Below are 20206 nucleotides of genomic sequence, written 5' to 3' on the forward strand. Positions count from 1 at the left end.
CAGGTGATGCTGGCAGCCTGGCACGCCAGTTGGCCGCAGGATCCGGCCTGCTGGCGCTCATTGCCTTGGGCCTGGGGCTCCGGTCGGCGCGCTGAATCATGCCAACGTCCTCAAACGGCGTAGCCCCGGCCGTGCTATGCGAGCACTTGCAGGCATGCCTGCGCACCAAGGGCCCTGGACACCGCCTGGCTTGTGCCGCCCAGGCGCTGCACGCAGCACTGCGACCACGCCTGCATTCCTCCCTGCTGCTGCTGATGCTTCTTTCGGTGGCGCTGTGGATGGCCTGAGACACCTGTTCCCGGGGCACGCCGGATCCCTGGACTGGCGCATGCTCAGGCCCGCTGCCGGTGCATTGCCTCAGCCCCTCCGTGCGGACGTGCTGGGGCCTGAGGGTTTCGCTGACCTGGGGCATGGTCTCGCGCGATCACATGGTCCTGCACAACCGGCAGGTAGCCGGTTCGCGTTCGTGCCCAGATTGCGAGAGAACCTCTGCGTCCTGCGCAACGCGCAGCGCGTCATTGCGATCGAGTCCGATGAGGATGCGGTTGCCGGACCTGCCGCTGAATGGTTGCGGGACAACCTCCTGGATGTCATTGCCCAGACGAACTCCCTGCATAAGGAACTGCCGCGACGCTATTACGAGGAGTTGCCCGCGCTGCGCGTGGCAGGGCAGGCCGGACTGCCGCGGATCTATGCGATGGCCTGGCACTACCTTGCACACAGCGATGGCGCGGTCGATCTGAATCTGCTGGCGGGATTCCTGGCGGCCTACCAGCACGTTCACCCCTTGCAGCAGGCCGAACTGTGGGCCTTGCCCATGACATTGCGAGTGCTTCTTGCCGAAAACCTGCGGCGGCTTTCCGAGCGGGTGGCCGCCGAGGCGGCTGCACGTCGGCTAGCGCATCGCCTGTGTGACGCCCTGCGTGATCCCGTCTCGCCACGGCCGCTGCCGCAAACCTGCTTCCTGCTGATGGAGCGCCGCGGCGTCGCTGACACCTTCGCGCTACAGATCCTGCAGCGCCTCCATGCGGACTCTGACACCGGCTCCATCCAGGACGCAGCCGCCAGGGAGGCGCTGCGTGCAACGCTTGAAGCCGCCCTCCCTGACCCAGCGTCGGCCCTTGAAGCACTGCAGGCGCAATCCGCGGCTGACACGCTCAGTGTGAGTCGCAGCATCGGGGCCCTGAGCGAACTGTCTCGGGCCGACTGGCGCGCAGTGATCGCGCAGTGCAGTCCGCTGATGCGGCAACTCTCGGCCTGGCCACCCTTCTCAGCGGAGGACAGCAGGACGCAGGATCAGAGCTTGCACGAGATCGAGCGCCTGGCCAAGCGCTGTGGATGCAGTGAGAGGCAGGTCGCTGAGCACCTGATCACGCTGGTTGCGGAGGCTCCTGCAGCGACGGGACAGGAGCCGGTCGAGTCACTCGGCTACTGGTTGCACGGTCAGGGATCCGGCCGCCTGCACGCGATCCTGGGGCTGACCGAAGGCCCCGGCCGCCCGTTCCGGGCGATGAAGGTGCCATTCATGCTCGCGGCACTGGCGATCCTGAGCGTCGCGGTCCTGCTCGGCTTCTTGCGGTGGGCCCTCCAGGACCCGGCGCATCCCGGTCCGGGGCTCCTTCTGGCCCTCCTTGCCGTCCTGGCCCTCTTCCCCGCCAGCGAGATTGCGGTGGCCGTGATCAACCGCCTGCTCAGTGAGTCCGTCGTTCCGCAAAGGCTCCCGCGTCTGGCGTTCGAGCATGGCATCCCTGCCGAGTGCCGGGTGCTCGTCGTGATGCCAGTCCTCCTGGACAGCCTGGCCACCATTGACGAGATCGTCCGGCAGCTGGAATGCCATCACCTGGCCAATCGGGAGCAGTTTGCACAGTTTGCCTTGCTTGCCGATTTCACCGATGCCGCGACGGCCGAGACAGCTTCCGACGCGGGACTGCTGTGTCGGGCTCAGACCCTGATCCAGGCGCTCAACCAGCGAAACCCCGGTACGACCGGTCAGCCCCTGCGCTTCTTGCTGCTGCAACGACCGCGGCGCTGGAGCAAGAGCGAAGGCTGCTGGATGGGCTGGGAGCGCAAGCGCGGCAAGCTGGAGTCCCTGCTCTGCTCGCTGGCAACAGGAAGTGCGGCGCCCTTCATCGATCTCGGGGCGATGTCCAGCCCTGCGCCGCAGACGCGTTACGTCGTCACCCTGGATGCGGACACCGTCATGCCGCCAGGCACCCTCCGAGAGCTGGTCGCCGTGGCCGCCCATCCCATGAACCGGCCGAGACTGGGCCATCAAGCGGGAGGCGCTGTCCGCGTCGTAGCAGGTCATGCCATCCTGCAGCCCAGGCTGCAGGCCAGTTGGCCGGCGATCGGAAGCGGCAGCCTGTTCCATCAGCTGTTCGCGGGGGCAGTGCCGGGCCACGATGCCTATGCGGGGCTGGCCTCCGATATCTACCAGGACCTGTTCCGGGAAGGCAGCTTCTGTGGCAAGGGCCTGCTCGACGTTGTCTCGATGCACCGTGTCCTCGGGCAGCGACTGCCTGAGGAGCAGATTCTGAGCCACGACCTGATCGAAGGCTGTATTGCGCGCTGCGCTAGCGTGAACGACGTGAGCTTTCTGGAGCGCGCGCCCCAGCATGCTGACGTCGCCAGTGCACGCATGCACCGATGGACGCGAGGAGACTGGCAATTGCTGCCGCTGATGCTCAGTCCTGCGCGCTATGGCCTGTCCTTGCTGGATCGATGGAAGCTTTTTGACAACCTGCGTCGCAGCCTCGTCGCACCGTCCAGCTTGCTGCTGCTGCTGCTGGCCCTGGCCGGCGCTCCACTGTCACCCTGGGCGACGCTCGGTCTGGCTGCGTGCGCCTTCGGCATGGCCCCCCTGCTTGGCGCCATTGCCGGGCTGGCACCGAGCCGAGACGACGTGGCGCTGGGGCACTTCTCGCGGCAAGCGTTGGGTGAACTCCTGCGCTCCCTGGCGGCGACGGCATGGCATCTGGCCCTGTGGCTTCAGCAGTCAACGCTCACGATTGATGCCATCTGCCGTGCGCTGTGGCGCAGCACCGTCAGCCACCGGGGGCTGCTGGCCTGGCGAACCGCGGCCGACGCCGAACGGCATGCCTCCCGGGGGGTGCATTCGCAGCTGATGGACAAGGCGCCGGTCTCGCTGCTCGCGATCGGTCTGGGCCTAGCCCTGTGGCTGCTTCAGACGCCCGCTCCATGGCTGGCGCTGACGCTGAGCCTGTCCTGGGCGGCGACACCTTTCTGGGTTGCCTTGACGGCGCGGCAGCCCGGAAGGTCAGCCGAAACCCTGTGCCCGGAGGAGCGCCGCTATCTCCTGGATGTTGCCCGGGAGACCTGGGCGTGGTTCGCCGCCCACGTCAACGAGCGCAGCCACCACCTGCCGCCCGACAACGTCCAGACGCTCCCTCGCGTGGTGGTGGCCCAGCGAACCTCGCCGACCAACATCGGCCTCTACATGCTCTCGGCGATGTGCGCCCACGCCTTCGGATGGCTATCACCGCAGGAGCTGCTCGCGCGACTGAGCGCCACGCTGGACACGCTTGAGCGGCTTCCGATGGAGCGCGGGCATCTGATGAACTGGATCGCCACCGACACCCTCCAGCCCCTGTTGCCAGCCTATGTCTCCACGGTAGACAGCGGCAACTTCTGCGGTCACCTGCTAGCCGTTGCAGGCGGCTGCGAAGCCATCGCCGCGCTTCCAGCAGGGCAGCGTTGTTTCCTGGACCTGGCTCGCCGATGCAGACAACTGGCCGAGGCCGCGGACTTTGGCTTTCTCTATGACCCACAGCGTCGGCTCCTGCACCTGGGCTGGCAGGTTGCCGACCAGCGTCTGGACCCCAGTCACTACGATCTTCTCGCCAGTGAATCGCGCCTGGCCAGCCTGTGGTCCATTGCCAAGGGGGACGTGCCCGCCGCGCACTGGACAGCGCTCGGGCGGCCGTTCGAGGCGATCGGCTGTGAAGTCGGTTTGAGGTCCTGGTCTGGGTCCATCTTCGAGTACCTGATGCCGCAACTGGTGCTGGCGGAGCCGCGCGAGAGTGTGTTGGGGTGTGCCGCCCACCTGGCCATCAGAGAGCAGCGCCGCGACGCGATGGAGCGGCGACAGCCCTGGGGGGTCAGCGAATCGGCCTATGCAGCCACAGACCGCACGCTGGCCTATCAATACGCACCTCAGGGCGTAGCCAGCCTGGCACAGCGCCGCACGCCTGCGCAGGAGTCCGTGGTGGCACCCTACGCCAGCGCCTTGGCCGCCATGTACGCTCCCCATGCGGCGGTACAGAACCTGGCGCGGCTGCAGGCCATGCAGATGCGCACTCGCTGGGGCTTCTATGAGTCCGTGGACTTCACCCCCAGCCGCCAGCGATCCGGCGACGTCTACACCCGTGTGCAGACCTACATGGCCCATCATCAGGGCATGAGCTTGGTGGCCCTGGCCCAGGTGCTTCTGGACGGTCTGCCCAGGCGGTGGGCCATGTCCGATGCGCGGCTCGCAGCTGTCTCGGTACTCCTGCAGGAGCGTGTACCACGGGAAGTGGCTCGACGCCTGGCAACCGTACCGGCATTGCAAGCCAGGGAACGTGGCCAGGACGCTGCACCGAAAGAGCAGGAAATCTGCCCCGGCGAAGAGGCACTCACTCGCACCCACCTTCTGGGCAATGCAGGCTACCGGGATGCCACCACCCCAGGCACCCCCTGGCGCCCAGCCTACACAGTGTCGCTCCGCGCCAATGGTGCAGGCTGGAGCCGATACGGCGGCATCGACATCAACCGATGGCGGGACGACGCCCTGCGCGACATGCACGGGCACTTCCTCTATCTGCGTCGTCACGGGGAATCGATGGCCGTGTCGCTGACGCAACGTCCTGCGCCCAGTGCCGAGGCCAGGTACAGCGCCCGCTTCCTCGCGGATCGCGTGTGCTTTGATGCCATCTGGCCTGACCTGCACGCGCGTTGCACCGTGTGGGTCTGCCCGGAAGATGATGTCGAGTTCCGTCGCGTGGAACTGTGGAACACGTCCAGCAGCGCACTCTCCCTGTCGCTGATGTCGGCCTTCGAGGTCGGTCTTGGCACCGCTCGTGCAGACGAGATGCACCCGGCATTCGGCAAGCTCTTCGTGAGCGCTCGATGGGATGCCGAGGCACAGGCCCTCTACTTGACACGTCGCCCCCGCACCGCTGAGGAATGGGCGCCCCACGCCGTCCACTTCATCGCGCAGACCGATGCGGCCGTCGCTCCGAAGGCCTCCGTGCTTGCCGACCGTGAGCGCTGGCTTGGCCGCCTGCACGAGGCTTGGCAAGCGCTGGCAGCCTTTGGCAGCGATCCGAGCCCCAGCGGCCCTTTGGACACCGGCCTGGATCCTGTGGCCGCCATGAGCCTGCCGCTGACGCTGGCTGCGCATGGCACCGCCCACGTCACCTGGGCGACCGCGGCGGCAACGGATGCCGCGTCCCTGAGCGCCTTGGTGGACAGGCACAGCCGGCCTGGCGCCGTGGAAAGGGCGTCGCAACTCAGCGATACGCTGCACAGCCTACGTCAACGCGAGGCCCAGCTGGATGCCGACGACCGTGCAGCCATCCAGGTGCTCACCACCCTCCTGGTCCTGCTGCATTCCCGTCCCGGGCCGACGTCCCCTGCACAGCCCTGCGATCGCCGATGCCTGTGGAGACTGGGCTTGTCCGGCGAGCTGCCCCTGTTGGTGATCACCCTGCACTCCATGGCGGGCATCCCGCTGGTGCAGCCACTGCTGCGGGGCCTGCGGGACTGGTCGCATGGTGGCGTCGGCGTGGATCTTGTGTTGGTCAACGCAGAACCCATGTCTTACCTCATGCCCGTGGCTCAGGCATTGCGGGGCCTGGTCGAACCGTGCGTGCAGGATCTGCTTCATGGCCCCACTGCCAGCCGAGGCCATGTGGTGCTGGTGCCCCATGCCGAACTCAGTCCTCTCGAGCGAGCCACGCTTCATCAGCTGGCGCGATTGAGGCTCAATGCAGATGGTCGTCCCCTGTCACGCCATGTGGCAGACCTCCAGTCGTGGCACGAGAGCCAGCGCTGTCACGCCGCAGCTCGTGTGGTGAGGCGCGAGGTACATCCGCCTCCACAGCCACGGACGGCGTCGTCTGCGCGCCCATCCCCTGGGACTTTTGGGGATTCTGGTGATGCCTATCGGTTCACCACCTCGCTCCTGGCACCGCCTTGGCACCCGTGGGTCAACGTGCTGGCCAACCCCGCATTCGGCACCGTGGTCTCCGAGCGCGGATCAGGATGGACCTGGGCAGGGAACAGCCGATTGCATCAGCTCAGCGCCTGGAGCAATGACCCGCTGGCAGACACGTCCAGAGAGCACTTCTCGATTCAGGATCTGGACAGTGGCGAACTCTGGAACCTCGCCCGGGCGGAAGGACCGGGCAGTGCCGAATGCCACGTACAGCACAGCCCGCAAGGCACCCAAATTTCCCAGGCAGTCGGTGGCCTGACGGTTGACATGACCTGGACCGTGGACGCCTCCCTCGCATTGCGGCGCTTGACGATCACCCTTACCAACCACGGCAATATGCCCCGACGCCAGCGCCTGCTCGGAGCCGTCGAATGGCTTCTGGGCGCCGTGCTGGCGGACCGCCAGTCTGTCATCACCCGCCGTGCGGAACTCCCCTCGCCAGAAGGAAGGGCGCTTGGCGTGATGCTTGCCACGCAGTTGGACCAGCACGATGGGGCGGGCGGGCACACCGCCTTCTGGGCGATGCATGCCATCGAGCCCGACGCTGCCCCCCAGCCTGACGCTGTGCCAGACTGGACGTGTGATCGCCGAGAGCTGTTCGACGAGCAAGGGCGACAGGTCTGGCCCAGACGCCTCGGGGGCCGTTCGGGCCTGGGCACGGACCCTTGCGCTGCTGCCGCCTGGCGCCATGAGCTCGCGGCCGGGGCCGTCAGTCGCTTCGAGATCTTGCTGGGCCACGGCAGCACGCCCGAAGCAGCCCTTGCCCTCGCTGAGTGCGCACGATCCGGCGCTCCCTCGTCACCCCTCGTGCGGCTGGATGCGATCCAGGTGCGCAGTCCTGACCCTCACTTTGATGCACTCGTCAATCATTGGCTTCTACACCAGGTCACCACCTGCCGCCTGTGGGCGCGCGCGGGCTTCTACCAGGCCGGGGGGGCCTATGGGTTTCGCGACCAACTGCAGGACGCCATGGCCTTGGTGGCGACGGCGCCTGGCCTTGTGCGTGAACATCTGCTGCGCGCGGCGGCACGGCAATTCTCGGAGGGCGATGTACAGCACTGGTGGCATCCGCACAGCGGTGCCGGCGTCCGGACCCGATGCAGCGACGACCTGTTGTGGCTCCCGCACGCCATGCTGCACTATGTCAGCGCGACCCGCGACCTGGCGGTCCTGGATGAGCTGGTGCCCTTTCTCGAAGGGGCGCCTCTTGCACCGGCACAAGAGGATGCCTACACCTCACCCTCGAATGCAGCCGAGTTCGCCACGCTGTTTGAGCACTGCGCGCGGGCCATCGATGCCCGTCTGCAGGTGGGTGCGCACGGACTCCCGCTGATGGGCAGCGGCGACTGGAACGACGGCATGAACCGGGTTGGCGCCGACGGTCGTGGAGAGTCCGTCTGGCTCGGTTGGTTCCTCTGTCGCATCGTCGCTGACATGGTTCCACTGGCAGCACAACGCGGCGAGAGGGAACGCGTGGCTCAATGGCAGACGGCAGCCGATGGCTGGCGTCAGGCGCTGGAAGGGCCGGCCTGGGACGGCCACTGGTATGCCCGGGCCTTCTTCGATGACGGCACGCCCCTGGGAACGAAGACCGGCAGCGAGTGCAGCATCGACCTGATCAGCCAAGCCTGGAGCGTTTTGTCCGGAGTCGCCCTGCCAGAGCGCCAACATCAGGCCATGACGGCCGTGGAGAGACTGCTGTGGGACCGGGAATGGCAGCTGCTGCGCCTTCTGGATCCGCCGCTGTCACAGCAGCTTCCTTCGGCGGGCTACATCCAGGCCTATCCCCCGGGCGTTCGGGAAAACGGCGGTCAGTACACGCACGCGGTTGCCTGGGCGGCCATGGCCTGGGCCCGCCTCGGCATGGCTGACGCAGCATGGCGTGCCTGGCGATCCTGCAGCCCGGCCCACCGAAGCGCTGACGCCGTGCTCGGACCTCGCTTCGGCCTGGAGCCGTACGCTGTGACGGCAGACATCTGCAGTCAATCTCCCTGGGCGGGACGGGGAGGCTGGAGCTGGTACAGCGGCTCGGCAGCGGGGTTGTACAGGGTGGCCGTGGAGTTCATCTGCGGGCTGGAACTGAACGGGCATCGCCTTCGTTTCGCCCCGCTTCTGCCGAGCCACTGGCCCGCCGTCCACCTGACCCTCCTCCGTCATGGCCGAACCTGGCGATTCAGCCTGTGCCGCCGCGACGCGACACAGGAGATCGCAGCCGCACAGGCCGGCACCGCCAAGCGCCTGGAGGTCCGGGAGTGGCTCGTGACCGATGCGAACGCCACGGACACCCACTACCTCGTCCTGCTCCCGCCCAGCGGCGCCGCCTGCGTTGATGCCCGTCGCAGCCATGGCGCCCACCGGACCCAACATCGGGCGCTTCGTGCCGATGATGCTCAACGTTCTGCGTCCGATCTCCGTGGTCCCGGCCCTATGACCTGACGCCATGGGCGGCATCCAGCCTCCATGCTGATCTGGCCTGGCATACGCGCATCAGCCCCCGCGGCCAGCTGCCGCTGGTGCTGGTGCTGGTGCTGGTGCGCCGGCACGGCTGGCATTCAGGGACCAACGGTTGCCCTGGTCACGAAGACGGGCGCCGCGCATCATCAGCGAAGTCGAGCCAGGCAGTGGCGGCCAGGAGGAGTCTCCGGCATGCGCTTGCAGGCTCTTGGTGACGCGGCGGCTTACACACAGCTTCAGGAGATGAACACCATGAGCGAGCAATCCCCAGCCGGCACAGGCATGCGCATCGAAAGCGACTCCATGGGAACCCTGCAGGTACCTGCGGCAGCGCTGTACGGTGCTCAGACCCAGCGTGCGGTGCTGAACTTTCCCATCAGCGGACAGACCATGCCGCCGGCATTCGTGCGGGCGCTGTTGCTGATCAAAGCCGCCGCAGCGCAAGCCAACGGCGGGCTGCAAGTCATTGATGCGGCAGGCGCGAACGCCATCGTCCAGGCTTGCCATGAACTGCTGGCCATGGACGATACGCTGCTGATGACGCACTTCCCGGTTGACGTCTTTCAGACTGGATCGGGCACCAGCAGCCACATGAATGCCAACGAGGTGGTGGCCGCCCTGGCGACTCGGATCCTGGGCGCCGCCGTGCATCCGAATGACCAGGTGAACGCAGGCCAGAGCAGCAATGACGTCGTGCCCAGCGCCATCCATGTGGCCAGCGCCATTGCCATCAATGAACGCCTGCTGCCAGCCCTGGACCACCTGAGCGAGGTGCTGCAGCGCAAGTCAGCGGCACTCCATGGGTACATCAAGACCGGGCGCACCCATCTGATGGACGCCATGCCGGTGCGATTCAGTCAGGTGCTGGACGGCTGGGGGGCTCAGTTGCGCGGCGCCACAGACCAGGTCCGGGCTGTGCTGCCGCTTCTGCAGCAATTGGCACTGGGGGGCACTGCGGTCGGTACGGGCGTCAACGCGCATGCGAGCTTGGCGCAGCGCTGTTGCCAGGCCTTGTCCCTCTGTGCCGGGCTGAGTTTCTCGCCCGGTGCCAATCGTTTTGCCCTGATGGGGGGGCAGGACGTCGCGGTCGCCGCCTCTGGCCGCCTCAAGGTCGTGGCCGTCGTTCTCATGAAGATCGCCAACGACCTGCGCTGGATGAACTCCGGGCCACTGGCTGGCTTGGCGGAAATCGAGCTCGAGGCACTGCAGCCGGGTTCATCCATCATGCCTGGCAAAGTCAATCCAGTGATTCCGGAAGCCACCGCCATGGTGGCCTCGCAGGTAATGGGCAACGATGTCGCGATCACGCTGGCAGCGCAGTCCGGCAACTTCGAACTCAATGTGATGCTTCCCCTGATCGCTCGCAATCTGCTGGAAAGCATCAGCCTGCTTGCCGGCGTGCTGCCCTTGCTGGCCGACAAGTGCGTGGCGACATTTCGCGTGAACGAGCCCGCCCTGCAGGACGCCCTGGCACGCAACCCTATTCTGGTGACGGCCCTGAGCCCGCTGATCGGCTATGCGAGATCCGCGGAAATCGCCAAGAAGGCCTATCGGGAGGGACGCCCTATCCTGGAAGTCGCTGTCGAATGCACGGACATCCCGCCCGCGACGCTGCAGGTCCTGCTGGACCCCGCGCGACTGACTGGCGAAGGCTGAACCGCCCCGGGGAAATTGCGCCGAGGACATGGCCAATCGCCGTCATGCCCTCCTGGTGCAGGAGGGCGTGCAGATGGCGTACTGGGGATGGGCGAACTGCTGTCAGCGGCCGGGACAGGCCTCTCGGCGATCAGGCCTGAGCCCTTCATCTGCTACGGCGTCTTCGCAGCCCCGCCTCATCCGTCCGAATGCAAGGGGCGCGATCGGCTGAGGACGGCAGTCGCCCTCTCTCAGCGCCCGGGCAGCCTTCTGGAGGTGGTGGTGCCACTGGCACGCAGGCAGTCGCCGATCGAGCACGGGCGTTCGCGGCCCGCGCGCGTCGAGGGTGTCATTGCGGGCTCCACTTCACGCTGCCCGCCCCATCGGATCGGGGAACGTTCTCCAGGCCTTGCGGGATGCCGCCGCGAGTCGCGAGGAACTGAGGCTGCTCAGACGCCTTTGGCCCGCCGGGGGCGACTGGGCGCCCCACCCTGTCCAGCGGCCGAGGCGCGAAAGCTGCAACCGCATCGCTGCCCCTTTGCTCCGAGCGCCTCCCGCTCAGCCCTCCCGCTCAGCTCAGCCAGTCGCGGCAGGCAGAGGGCGCCGAGTTCGCGCTGTAGCGATGCCATGGTTGCGGCGTCCAAGGCCCCGGTGGGTCCAGGGGCAATTGGACGAATATTTGCATATTTATTCGCATAAGTGCGATGCAATCCATTGCCAATTCCCATCTGGTGAGCTCGATAGGCAGCGCGATGAAATCATCATTCGTCGCCATGTAACAAGATGCACAATGACTGAAAGCAAATGGAAAAGAGGCTTTACGGGAAGGCTCTGCTGGCTTGCAGGAGGAAATTACACATCCAGTTACAGCATGCAGGGTTTGTACTCACAGAATGCACTTTAATGCGAGCACTTGGGCACTTATCGAGCACAGAACTCGGTGTTTAAGGGAGGCACACATGCAGGGAGTCATCACTTGTGCGGAGTCATCGCCGCATTGCAGGGCTGGGCTTGAGGATTCGGAATGTGAGCTGGTGATGGCCGCATTTGCTGGCCGTCAGGGCTTCGACCACTGCCTCTACCAAGCCCACATCTATCCACCCATGACGCGCCCAACGGTCATACAGATAGGCAGCAGTCCTGAAGGCTGGTTGACGGCCTATGCGGCCCAGCACTTCGCCGTTTCCGATCCCTGGATACGGCATGCGCAAAGCAACAGCAGCCCCTGGCTCTGGGATTCCAGCAGACAGCAGGAGCCCGGTGCTTTCTGGCGTGAGGCCTTGCACCATGGTCTGCGCCATGGCTGCACACTGCCGATGCGAACGGAGCACGGCATCATCGGCGCCATGACTTTTGCCCGTTCGCGCGAAGCCGTGTCTCTGGAAGAGTTCTCGGAGAAATCGGCCGGCCTGCATGCCTTCTGCCAGGACCTGCATGCCGGGCTGCTGAAGCGCCGACTGCCGCAGCTGTTCCATCGGCCGGACTCGCAACTCAGTGAACGCGAGCGGACCATCCTGCAATGGACGGCGGATGGCAAGACCTCCTCCGAGATCGCGCTGATCATGGGCTTGACGAAACGCACCATCAACTTCCACGTGGCCAAGGCGACGGCGAAGCTGAACTCGACCAACAAGACGCAGGCCGCGCTCAAGGCCGCCGTGCTGGGCATGCTGTTCTGAGGGCTCAGTGGCGGCCGCCTTGATGCCTGAGGGGCCGGGGGCCTGGTCGGCACCCGCAGGACGTGCTCAGGCGCTCATCTGCCGGCAGGCCTGGGCGCACAGGCGGCAGGCCTTCGCGCAGCGTTGGCAATGTTCATGCGTGTGCTGGGTGCAGGCGTCGGCGCAGGCGTCGCAGACCTCGGCGCAGCTGATGCAAAGCAGGCGGTAGAAGGCGCTATCGCGAGCCATGAAGCCGGCGCTCAGGCGGCAGATCGCCGCGCAGTCCATGTCCAAGGCGATGCAACGCGCCATCATGGGCACATCCGGTTCGCGCAGGCAGGCTGCGGCACAGTGGTCGCAGGCATCCGCACAGGCGTTGCAGGCGGCAATACAGGAGGCGAGGGTGTCGTGGGGCATGGCGGTCTCCATGGCGTTTGGGGGACCCGCCGCCGCGGCAAGCCGTGTGCCGGGCTGCATTCCAGACGCCAGGTCGCAGGCTCATCGCGGCAGCGCCTTCCCGGCATGGGGCCAGGCGGCAAAGCCGCAGGGCCGGCCCCAGTGCACGCATCAGTCCACGCCCAAGTAGCGCAGCACAGCGTCAACGATGGCGCGTTCGATCTCCGGCATGGAGAAACCCAGCGGTGCCTCGATGACCGCCGCGTGCACCATGGATTCGATGATGCGCTGTATCACCCAGGCGGCCAGCTGGAGGTCCTGGGGCAGGATGTCGGCGCGGTGCTGCTCCAGCAGTTGCTGGACGCGCGAGAAGATGCCTTGGCCCGAGGGACTGCCATTTGCCTTGGGCACCTCGAAGAATGGAAGCTCTTGCTCCAGCACGCGATGCAGCCGAGGCTCGACCATATGGGCAGCCATCAGCGCACGGACCATGGCTTCCACCTGGCTGCGCAGATTGCCCCGTTGTCCCGTGCCCAGCACCGCCTCGATGACCTGGTACATCTGCCCCGCGTGACGATCATGCAGAGCGACAACCAGCGAATCCTTGTTGGGAAAGTACTGGTACACGGACCCTACGCTCACGCCGGCGCGCTCGGCGACGAGATTGGTGCTGGTGCCGGCGTAGCCACGTTCCGACAGCACGCCAGCGGCGGCCTCCAGAATCGAGTCCACCATGCGGCGTGACCGAGCCTGGCTCGGAATCTTGCGCGGACCTGCTTGCTGCTTGGGCATCGCGTTATCGCTTGAAACAAGTCGTCATAAGCATTGCGGGAGGTTTGGCGCCCCTTGCTCGATGGCTGAGCAGGGCTCAAGAACCGTCAGCAGCTTCAATCCCCCGCCGAGAAGAACAAACTCGGCACCCAAAATAAATTCTGGCAACAGTGCATTTTATGGCGTCCCGAAGGGCCCACACCCGTCTACCGCCTCGGCTGCGTCCCGCAAGCGTTCATGATCTCGCGCAGAAGGCAGCTGCCGCTCATGGCCACAGCTGCTGGCGTGTCCACTGCTGCCCCTGCAGGCGGTAGCACAGGCGGGTGAAGCGGCGTTGCTCGTTGGACTGCCAGAACTCCACCTCCCGGGGCTTGAGCGCATAAAGGGTCCAGTGCTCTGAAGCCAGCTCCGGGTCCTCCTGGAGCCGTGCCAGCTGCTGCGCCAGGGCCTGTGCCAGGTCGTCGGCCTGCTCCAGCACCTCGCTCTGGCGGGCGGCGAGGATCGCGGCCCTCGACATCTCCGGGCGGCTGCGGAAGTCAGCCAAGCCCAACTCGCGGGCCAGCGGCCTGACCTCTCCGCGCAGGCGGACCTGCCGCGCCGTACCGGGCCAGTAGAAGGTCATGGCGGCCCGGGGCTGCCGCGCCAGTTGGCGCCCTTTCGGGCTGGCGGCATTGGCGGCGAAGTGCCAGCCCTCCTCGCTGACGTCCAGCAGCATCACCGAACGCGCGTCCGGAGCTCCGTCGGCATCGACGGTGGACAGCGTGGTCACCTGGGGCTCGACCACGCCACTCTCCAGGGCCTCGTCCAACCACTGCATGAACAACGCCTGCGGCGTGTCCGGCGCAGCAGTGGTGTCGAAGTCCGAAAGCCGGCCGGTCAGCACCGGCAGCAATTTGAGTCGGTGGATCAGGGATTCCATGTGGTGTGCACTCCATGCCAAATTGAAGGTCCAGCGCGATGAGGCGCCGGGCTGCGAGGTCGTCGGGAATCTAGGTCAGGAATCCGTCAGCGACGGCTGCCGGCACCCGCTTGCCACCTGACGGGCTCCGAGCCTGGTCGAAGTCATGGATCATGCGGCGGGCCAGGTCCGCCGCAGGGGGCTCCAGCCAGCGATTGACGACAGGCGCGAACTGGACATGGGCGATGGCCCAGGATTGGCAGCCCGGGTCTTGGCACCGCTGCATGGCGGACTTGGCTCCCTCATTGTCGGCGTAGCTGCAGGGGCAGTCGACGGCAGGCAGGACCAGGGCCGCACATTCGACGAGGAAGCGTGAGCGCACCTATCCCCGCTCATGCCAGGCCCACGCAGATCGGGCATCCCTGTTCGCCATCATGCCCCTCAACATGTCCTCGGAGGGCCCCCCAGCGAGCCGCTGATGCGAGGTGCCGCAGCAGGTGCAGCGGCAGTGCCTCAAGGCGCCGTCACGATCCCTGCTGGGGCACTCGGAGGCTGTCGAAGGCGGTGCCTCGATCGCGCCGCGCTCTCACCGCGGACTGCAGGCCCTCCAGCAGCTGCCGGCTGCTCGGCCAGTCCAGGCAGGCGTCGGTGATGCTTTGGCCATAGACCAACGCGTCTGGTGGGTGGAGGCCGGGCACAAAGGGCTGCTTGCCGGCCTTCAGGTGACTCTCGACCATCAGGCCGAAAACGCTTCGCTCCCCCTGCTGGATGCGCGCTGCGATGTTTGCTGCCACCTGCATCTGCTGCTCATGCTGCTTGCCGCTGTTGCCATGGCTGCAGTCCACCACGAGGCGCGGTAGCAGCCCCCTGCCCTTCAGCGCCTCACAAGCCTCGGACACGGGCTGTACCTGATAGTTGGGCTCACGGCCGCCCCGCAGGATCAGGTGCCCGTCGGGATTGCCGCGGGTGTGCTGGACCACCAACTGGCCACCCGGATGCAGGCCCAGCCGGTGATGCGGCGCGGACGCTGCCTCGATCGCATCGCAGGCGATCTGCACATTGCCGTCGGTACCGTTCTTGAAACCTATGGGCAACGGCAGGCCTGAGGCCATTTCCCGGTGGGTCTGGCTCTCGGTGGTGCGTGCGCCCACAGCGCCCCAGCTGACCAGGTCTTGCAAATAGGGCGCCACCAGCGGGTCCAGGAACTCGGTGGCGGCGGGCAGCCCGAGACGGTTGATGTCGACCAGCAGCTGGCGAGCCAGGAAGAGGCCTTCCTGCAGTTGACCGCTGCCGTCCAGCCAGGGGTCCTGGATCAGTCCCTTCCAGCCCAGGGTGGTCCGCGGCTTCTCGAAGTAGACACGCATCACCAGTTCCAGCTCGCCACCCAGTTGGTCGCGCAGCTGGGCCAGGCGCCGGGCGTAGTCCAGGGCGGCGCGCGGGTCATGGATGGAGCAGGGCCCGATGATCACCAGCAGGCGGTCGTCCTGGCCTTGCATCAGCAGGCGGATGCGCGCCCTGGTCCGCCCGACGAGGCTGAGGACATCGCGGTCCGGCGCATCGACCTGTTGTCTGAGCTGCTGGGGGGATGGGAAGGCATGGGCCGCACCGTCCTGGCGGGCCAGCACATCGGCGCTGAGACGGGTATCCATTCAGGCTCCCAGGCTGGCGCCGCCATCGACGACCAGATCATGCAGGGTGATGTGCCCGGCCATGGGCGAGGCGAGGAACAAGAGCGCGTCCACCACATCGGCCGGCTCGGCGATCTTGCCCAGAGGAATACCCAGCTTGTACTGGCCGGGCAGGCCCTGGATGGTGCGCTGTATGCCCGGCTCGTCGAGACCCATGGCCTGCAACATGGGCGTGCGGGTGGTGCCTGGCGACACCAGATTGCAGCGCACGCCATGCGGTGCCAGTTCCAGCGCCGCGCACTGGCTGAGGCTGCGCAGCGCCGCCTTGGATGCGCAATACGCGGCCATGCCCAGCCGCGGCACATGGGCGGCATTGGAGCCCAGCACGACGATGGCGCCCTGCCCCTGCTGCTTGAAGCTCGGGACCAGGGCCTGGAACAGATGGAAGGCGGCGGACACATTCACCTGCAGGCTTTGCTGCCAGTCCTCCAGCGACAGCTCCTCCAAGCCTCCCATGCGCAGGAGGCCCGCGGCATGCACGAGCACGTCAATGCGGCCTCCTGAAGCCAGGCGCTGGTGACACAGGCCCGATACAGCCGCGGGCTGCGTCAAGTCCAGCACCAGAGTCTCGTAGGGAGCGGTCTCGCTGTCGTCGAAACAGCGATCCAGGCCGAGCACCTGCGCGCCCTGCTGATGAAGGGCGCGTGCCGCCGCACGGCCGATGCCGCTACCCGCGCCGGTCACCCAGACCTTGCGGTCCTTGAAGGCTGCGGCGCTCATGCCTTGCCCCTCGGCAGGGCCTGCGCCGCCTCCACCAACGCCCACCAGGCCTTCAGGCTGGGGCCTTGGGCGAGGTCTTCAAAGCGCAGCCTCAGCCCCTGGCGGGACCAGCCTGAGATCAGCTCCATCAGCTGCAGGGAGTCCAGGCCGTGGTCGAGCAGGTTGTCATCCTCCAGCGGTTCCTCCTGTCCCTCGGGCAGGCGTGCCAGCACGCTGGCCTTGAAGCCGTCCCAGGTGAGCGGAACACCCTGGGTCGCGAGGACCTCCCCGGTGCCGACCACACGACCGGCCCGGCCAGCCACGTAGCGCAAGGCCATCTGCTGCTCTTCCAGGGAAAAATCGGCCACGGCATCGCCCACCATGAAAGGCTGGATGTCCTGCATGAAGGCCTCGACCGCCGTCATCAGGCAGCCGATGTGGGCATACACGCCGCCTATCAGCAGTTGGTCGCGGCCCCATTGGCGCATGAGGCTGGCCAGCTCCGAGCGCTGGAAGGCGCTGTAGCGCCATTTGTCCAGCACGGTGTCTCCGGCGGCCGGGGCCAGTGCCTGGGCGATACCGGCCAGCGCGGGGTCGGCACCGCCCAGGCCGGGACCCCACATGTCGTTCAGCAAGGCGCGATCCTGGGGACTCTGTGCCGCAGGCTGCGCGGTGTAGACCACGGGCACTCCGTGCGCCCGGGCCCAGTGGATCAGGGCCTGCAGGTGCTGCAGCAGGGTGTCCCGCAGCGGGCTCTGCGCGCCGTAGCAGCGCAGGAAGTAGTCCTGCATGTCATGGACCAGCAGCACGGCTCTTGACGGTTGCAGGACCCAGGACACGCGGGACGCGGGGAAGTCAGCGACAGCGGGCATCGCATAGGAAGGAACGGTGGGGATGCTCATGGAATCTCTCTGGCTTGGGAATGAGGCGCCACGGTGGCGACGAGGACGCGCAGGGCCTGCTTGTCGATCTTTCCGACGGCGGTCAGGGGCAGCGCGGGCAGGCGCTCGAAGCGGTCCGGCACCTTGTAGTCCGCCACGCCCTGCTCGCGCAGAAAGCGGCGCAGGGCCGGCGCCCCGAGGTCCGAGCGGCCGCTGACGAAGCAGGCGCAGCTCTTCTCGCCCAGGCGCTGGTCGGGCACGGCGATGACGCCAACCTGCCGGATGTCGGCGTGGCGCAGCAGCAGGTCCTCGATCTCCTCGGCGGCAATCTTTTCACCGCCGCGGTTGATCTGGTCCTTGACCCGGCCGACCACGCACAGATCGCCCTGCGCCGTCTGGCGTACCAGGTCGCCCGAGCAGTAGAAGCCCTGGGCATCGAAGACGCGCTGGTTGTGCTCGGGGCTGCGGTAGTAGCCGCGGAAGGTGTAGGGGCCACGCGTTGCCAGCAGGCCCACCTCGCCGGGTGGCACAGGCAGGCCCTGGGGGTCGCGCACCTGGACCTCGTCGGCCGGGCTCATGGGCCGGCCCTGGGTGCCCATGATGCGGGCCTCCTCGTCATCCAGCCGCGTGTAGTTCACCAGGCCCTCGGCCATGCCGAAAACCTGCTGCAGCCGGCAGCCCAGGACCTCGGGGACGCGCCGCGCCAGGGACTCGGCAAAGCTCGCCCCGCCGACCTGCAGCAGGCCTAGCGTCTGTAGCTGCCTGCGCCGGGCGGGCATGTCCAGCACCGCCTGCATCCACAGCGACACGGCCGAGGGCACCAGGCCTGTCATCGTCAGCTCGTGGCGTTCGATCAGCTCGAAGCAGGCCAGGGGCTCGGGGCTGCCGGCCAGCACCACGCAACCGCCGGCATGGAAGACGCCCAGGGCGCCCGGTGAGCTCAGCGGGAAGTTGTGGGCTGCTGGCAAGGCGCACAGATAGCGCGTCTGCGGGCCCAGGCGGCAGAGTTCGGCGCTGCGGCGCACGCTGTAGTCGTAGTCGTTGTGCGTGCGGGGAATGAGCTTGGGCGTGCCGGTGCTGCCGCCGGAGAGCTGAAAGAAGGCCACCTCGTCGGGTGGCGTGGGACCGGCATCGCCTGGCCATGCCGACGGCATGGGGCTGTGCAGGGCCTGCGCGAGGCTGCGCGGGCCGGCAGTCTCCCCACGCAGCAGGACCTGCTCCAGCTGCGGGTGCTCTTGCTGCAGGGCCGCCAGGAAGGTCTCGTCGGCGAAGAGCGGGTGGGCTCGGTCGGCGATCAGCAGCCGCGGGCGGACCTGGACCGCATAGGCCTGCAGCTCATGTCGCTTGTGGCTGAACAGGGCATTCACAGGCACCACGCCAAGGCGCAGCAGCGCGAAGAAGACCAGGTAGAACTCCGCCACATTGGGCAACTGGACCAGGGCGGTGTCATGCTGGCGCAGCCCCAGCGCCCACAGCCTGGCGGCCAGGCGCTCCACGGCCTGCGCCATGTCGCGATAGCTGAACTGCCGCTCACCACAGATCAGGGCGGTAGCGTCGGGCGCGGCGGCGAGGCCGTCGGCCAGCAGCGCACCCAGGGGGCGGTCCAGCCAATAGCCAGCCTGGCGGTACTGGCTGGCCTGCTCGGGCGGCCAGGGCGTGAACTCGATGCGCTGTGGACGGGCCAGTTGCGCGCTCATGCCAGCACCTCCGGGCCAAGGCCGATGGCGCGCAGCATGGTGCCCAGCTTGGCCTGGGTCTCTGCCCACTCGGCATCGGGGCAGGAGGCCTCCACCACGCCCACGCCGGCGAACAGCCGCAGCTGGCGGGCCTGCACCGTGGCGCAGCGGATGGTGACCACCCATTCGCCCTGCCCCTGGGCGTCGCACCAGCCCACGATGCCCGTGAAGGGCCCGCGTTCGAAGGACTCGATCAGCTGCACCAGCTGACGTGCCTTCAGGCGAGGAAAACCGCAGACCGCAGGTGTGGGATGCAGCCGGCAGGCCAGGTCCAGGGCGGCCAGCGGCTCCGCGGCGCCGGGCCTCAGCCGGCCCGAGATGGGCGTGCCCAGGTGCCACAGCTGCGGCGTGGCCACCAGCTCGGGCTCGGCCGGGACATCCAGCGCATCGCACAGCGGGCGCAGGCGTTCCTGGATGTCCGCCACCACCAGGCGGTGCTCATGGAGGTCCTTGCTGGAGGCCAGCAGGCGCTGCGCCACCGCATCGTCGTCGTCGGCAGCTGACGGCCTGGCCGCCGTGCCGGCCAGGGGGAAGGTCTCGACCCGCCGGTCCTGCAACCGCAGCAGCAGCTCGGGGCTGGCGCCGACCAGCTCGGAACCGTCGCCCATGGGCAGGCGGAAGTGATAGGCCGCGGGGTTCTGGACCATGAGGTTGGCCAGCAGTTGCTCGGTGTCCGGCGCCTGCTCCAGCTCGATCTCGCACAGGCGGGACAGCACGGCCTTGCGGATGCTGCTGTGCTGGAAGTTGGCAATGGCCTGCCGGACACCCTGCTTGAAGCACTGCTGGTCGGGAATGCTGCGCGCCGCGGCGACGCGCGCCTGCAGCGGCCGGGACCGGGCGCCTGACATCAGCACTTCGCGATCGATGAACTCCACCTCACGAGGCACCACAAGGGTCGAGGGCTGGCGGGTGTCAAAGGGAATGGCCCCCAGGACGAGCGGATGGCGCTGCCCCAGCTGCCGGGCCTGGTCCAGGGCCTGCTGGACTGTCGCAAGGAATGCCGACGGGTCGCGGCCCTCGCCGGCCTGCGCATGCACCGGCTGCTCGATGCGCCGCAGGCTGCCCCGCGCCAGCAGGCAGCGGTGCGGCGAGCTGAACACGAACGCCGGCTCCGGCACGGCAGGTTCTTGCATGGCGCTCGAGCCAGCGGGCTGCAGGGCAGCTCCGGGTCGT

General features: G+C 67.2%; 12 protein-coding genes. 3 read left to right on the plus strand and 9 right to left on the minus strand.

From position 1 onward, the window contains the following. Positions 1 to 466: 466 nt before the first annotated feature. From ACS5PK_RS12570 to ACS5PK_RS12580, 3 genes are all read left to right on the plus strand, one after another. Entirely contained in the window at positions 467 to 8653 is an 8187-nt protein-coding gene (locus ACS5PK_RS12570; protein WP_439440589.1) for a GH36-type glycosyl hydrolase domain-containing protein, read from the plus strand. 270 nt (positions 8654 to 8923) lie between these two features. Next, positions 8924 to 10327, plus strand: a complete 1404-nt coding sequence (locus tag ACS5PK_RS12575) for a class II fumarate hydratase (RefSeq protein WP_439440590.1) — start codon at positions 8924 to 8926, stop codon at positions 10325 to 10327. A gap of 1016 nt (positions 10328 to 11343) precedes the next feature. Further along, on the plus strand, positions 11344 to 11985 hold the full coding sequence (locus ACS5PK_RS12580) for an autoinducer binding domain-containing protein (RefSeq protein WP_439440591.1): 642 nt from the start codon (positions 11344 to 11346) through the stop codon (positions 11983 to 11985). 66 nt (positions 11986 to 12051) lie between these two features. Here the strand turns inward: ACS5PK_RS12580 and ACS5PK_RS12585 are convergent, their stop codons facing one another. From ACS5PK_RS12585 to ACS5PK_RS12625, 9 genes are all read right to left on the minus strand, one after another. After that, positions 12052 to 12381: a four-helix bundle copper-binding protein gene (locus tag ACS5PK_RS12585; RefSeq protein WP_439440592.1), complete on the minus strand. Its 330-nt coding sequence runs from the start codon at positions 12379 to 12381 to the stop codon at positions 12052 to 12054. Between the two features lie 150 nt (positions 12382 to 12531). Further along, positions 12532 to 13095 carry a TetR/AcrR family transcriptional regulator gene (locus tag ACS5PK_RS12590; protein WP_439440593.1) on the minus strand — a complete coding sequence of 188 codons (564 nt, stop codon included), beginning with the start codon at positions 13093 to 13095 and terminating at the stop codon, positions 12532 to 12534. 301 nt (positions 13096 to 13396) lie between these two features. Next, positions 13397 to 14050 (minus strand): pyridoxine/pyridoxamine 5'-phosphate oxidase, encoded by a 654-nt coding sequence (locus ACS5PK_RS12595; protein ID WP_439440594.1) that lies wholly within the window; start codon positions 14048 to 14050, stop codon positions 13397 to 13399. Positions 14051 to 14120: 70 nt separating this feature from the next. Next, positions 14121 to 14411 (minus strand): hypothetical protein, encoded by a 291-nt coding sequence (locus ACS5PK_RS12600; protein WP_439440595.1) that lies wholly within the window; start codon positions 14409 to 14411, stop codon positions 14121 to 14123. Positions 14412 to 14553: 142 nt separating this feature from the next. Next, entirely contained in the window at positions 14554 to 15678 is a 1125-nt protein-coding gene (locus ACS5PK_RS12605; protein WP_439440596.1) for a 3-deoxy-7-phosphoheptulonate synthase, read from the minus strand. Next, positions 15679 to 16437, minus strand: coding sequence for a 2,3-dihydro-2,3-dihydroxybenzoate dehydrogenase (gene dhbA / locus ACS5PK_RS12610; protein WP_439440597.1), 759 nt, complete (start codon positions 16435 to 16437; stop codon positions 15679 to 15681). Continuing rightward, on the minus strand, positions 16434 to 17318 hold the full coding sequence (locus ACS5PK_RS12615) for an isochorismatase family protein (protein ID WP_439440598.1): 885 nt from the start codon (positions 17316 to 17318) through the stop codon (positions 16434 to 16436). The genes dhbA and ACS5PK_RS12615 overlap by 4 nt, the downstream gene beginning before the upstream one ends. Then, positions 17315 to 18994, minus strand: coding sequence for a (2,3-dihydroxybenzoyl)adenylate synthase (locus tag ACS5PK_RS12620; protein ID WP_439440599.1), 1680 nt, complete (start codon positions 18992 to 18994; stop codon positions 17315 to 17317). The genes ACS5PK_RS12615 and ACS5PK_RS12620 overlap by 4 nt, the downstream gene beginning before the upstream one ends. After that, positions 18991 to 20166, minus strand: coding sequence for an isochorismate synthase (locus ACS5PK_RS12625; RefSeq protein ID WP_439440600.1), 1176 nt, complete (start codon positions 20164 to 20166; stop codon positions 18991 to 18993). Before ACS5PK_RS12625 ends, ACS5PK_RS12620 begins: the two co-directional genes overlap by 4 nt. Positions 20167 to 20206 lie beyond the last annotated feature (40 nt).

Origin of the sequence: Roseateles sp. DB2, from assembly GCF_051857535.1 — a bacterium.
Taxonomy (GTDB): Bacteria; Pseudomonadota; Gammaproteobacteria; order Burkholderiales; family Burkholderiaceae_C; genus Roseateles_B.

Excerpts from the sequence above, each read along its gene's own strand:
- ACS5PK_RS12575 (WP_439440590.1), top strand. The coding sequence starts at position 8,924 with ATGAGCGAGCAATCCCCAGCCGGCACAGGCATGCGCATCGAAAGCGAC.
- ACS5PK_RS12580 (WP_439440591.1), top strand. The coding sequence starts at position 11,344 with ATGGCCGCATTTGCTGGCCGTCAGGGCTTCGACCACTGCCTCTACCAA.
- ACS5PK_RS12585 (WP_439440592.1), bottom strand. The coding sequence starts at position 12,381 with ATGCCCCACGACACCCTCGCCTCCTGTATTGCCGCCTGCAACGCCTGT.
- ACS5PK_RS12590 (WP_439440593.1), bottom strand. The coding sequence starts at position 13,095 with ATGGTGGACTCGATTCTGGAGGCCGCCGCTGGCGTGCTGTCGGAACGT.
- ACS5PK_RS12595 (WP_439440594.1), bottom strand. The coding sequence starts at position 14,050 with ATGGAATCCCTGATCCACCGACTCAAATTGCTGCCGGTGCTGACCGGC.
- ACS5PK_RS12605 (WP_439440596.1), bottom strand. The coding sequence starts at position 15,678 with ATGGATACCCGTCTCAGCGCCGATGTGCTGGCCCGCCAGGACGGTGCG.
- dhbA (WP_439440597.1), bottom strand. The coding sequence starts at position 16,437 with ATGAGCGCCGCAGCCTTCAAGGACCGCAAGGTCTGGGTGACCGGCGCG.
- ACS5PK_RS12615 (WP_439440598.1), bottom strand. The coding sequence starts at position 17,318 with ATGAGCATCCCCACCGTTCCTTCCTATGCGATGCCCGCTGTCGCTGAC.
- ACS5PK_RS12620 (WP_439440599.1), bottom strand. The coding sequence starts at position 18,994 with ATGAGCGCGCAACTGGCCCGTCCACAGCGCATCGAGTTCACGCCCTGG.
- ACS5PK_RS12625 (WP_439440600.1), bottom strand. The coding sequence starts at position 20,166 with ATGCAAGAACCTGCCGTGCCGGAGCCGGCGTTCGTGTTCAGCTCGCCG.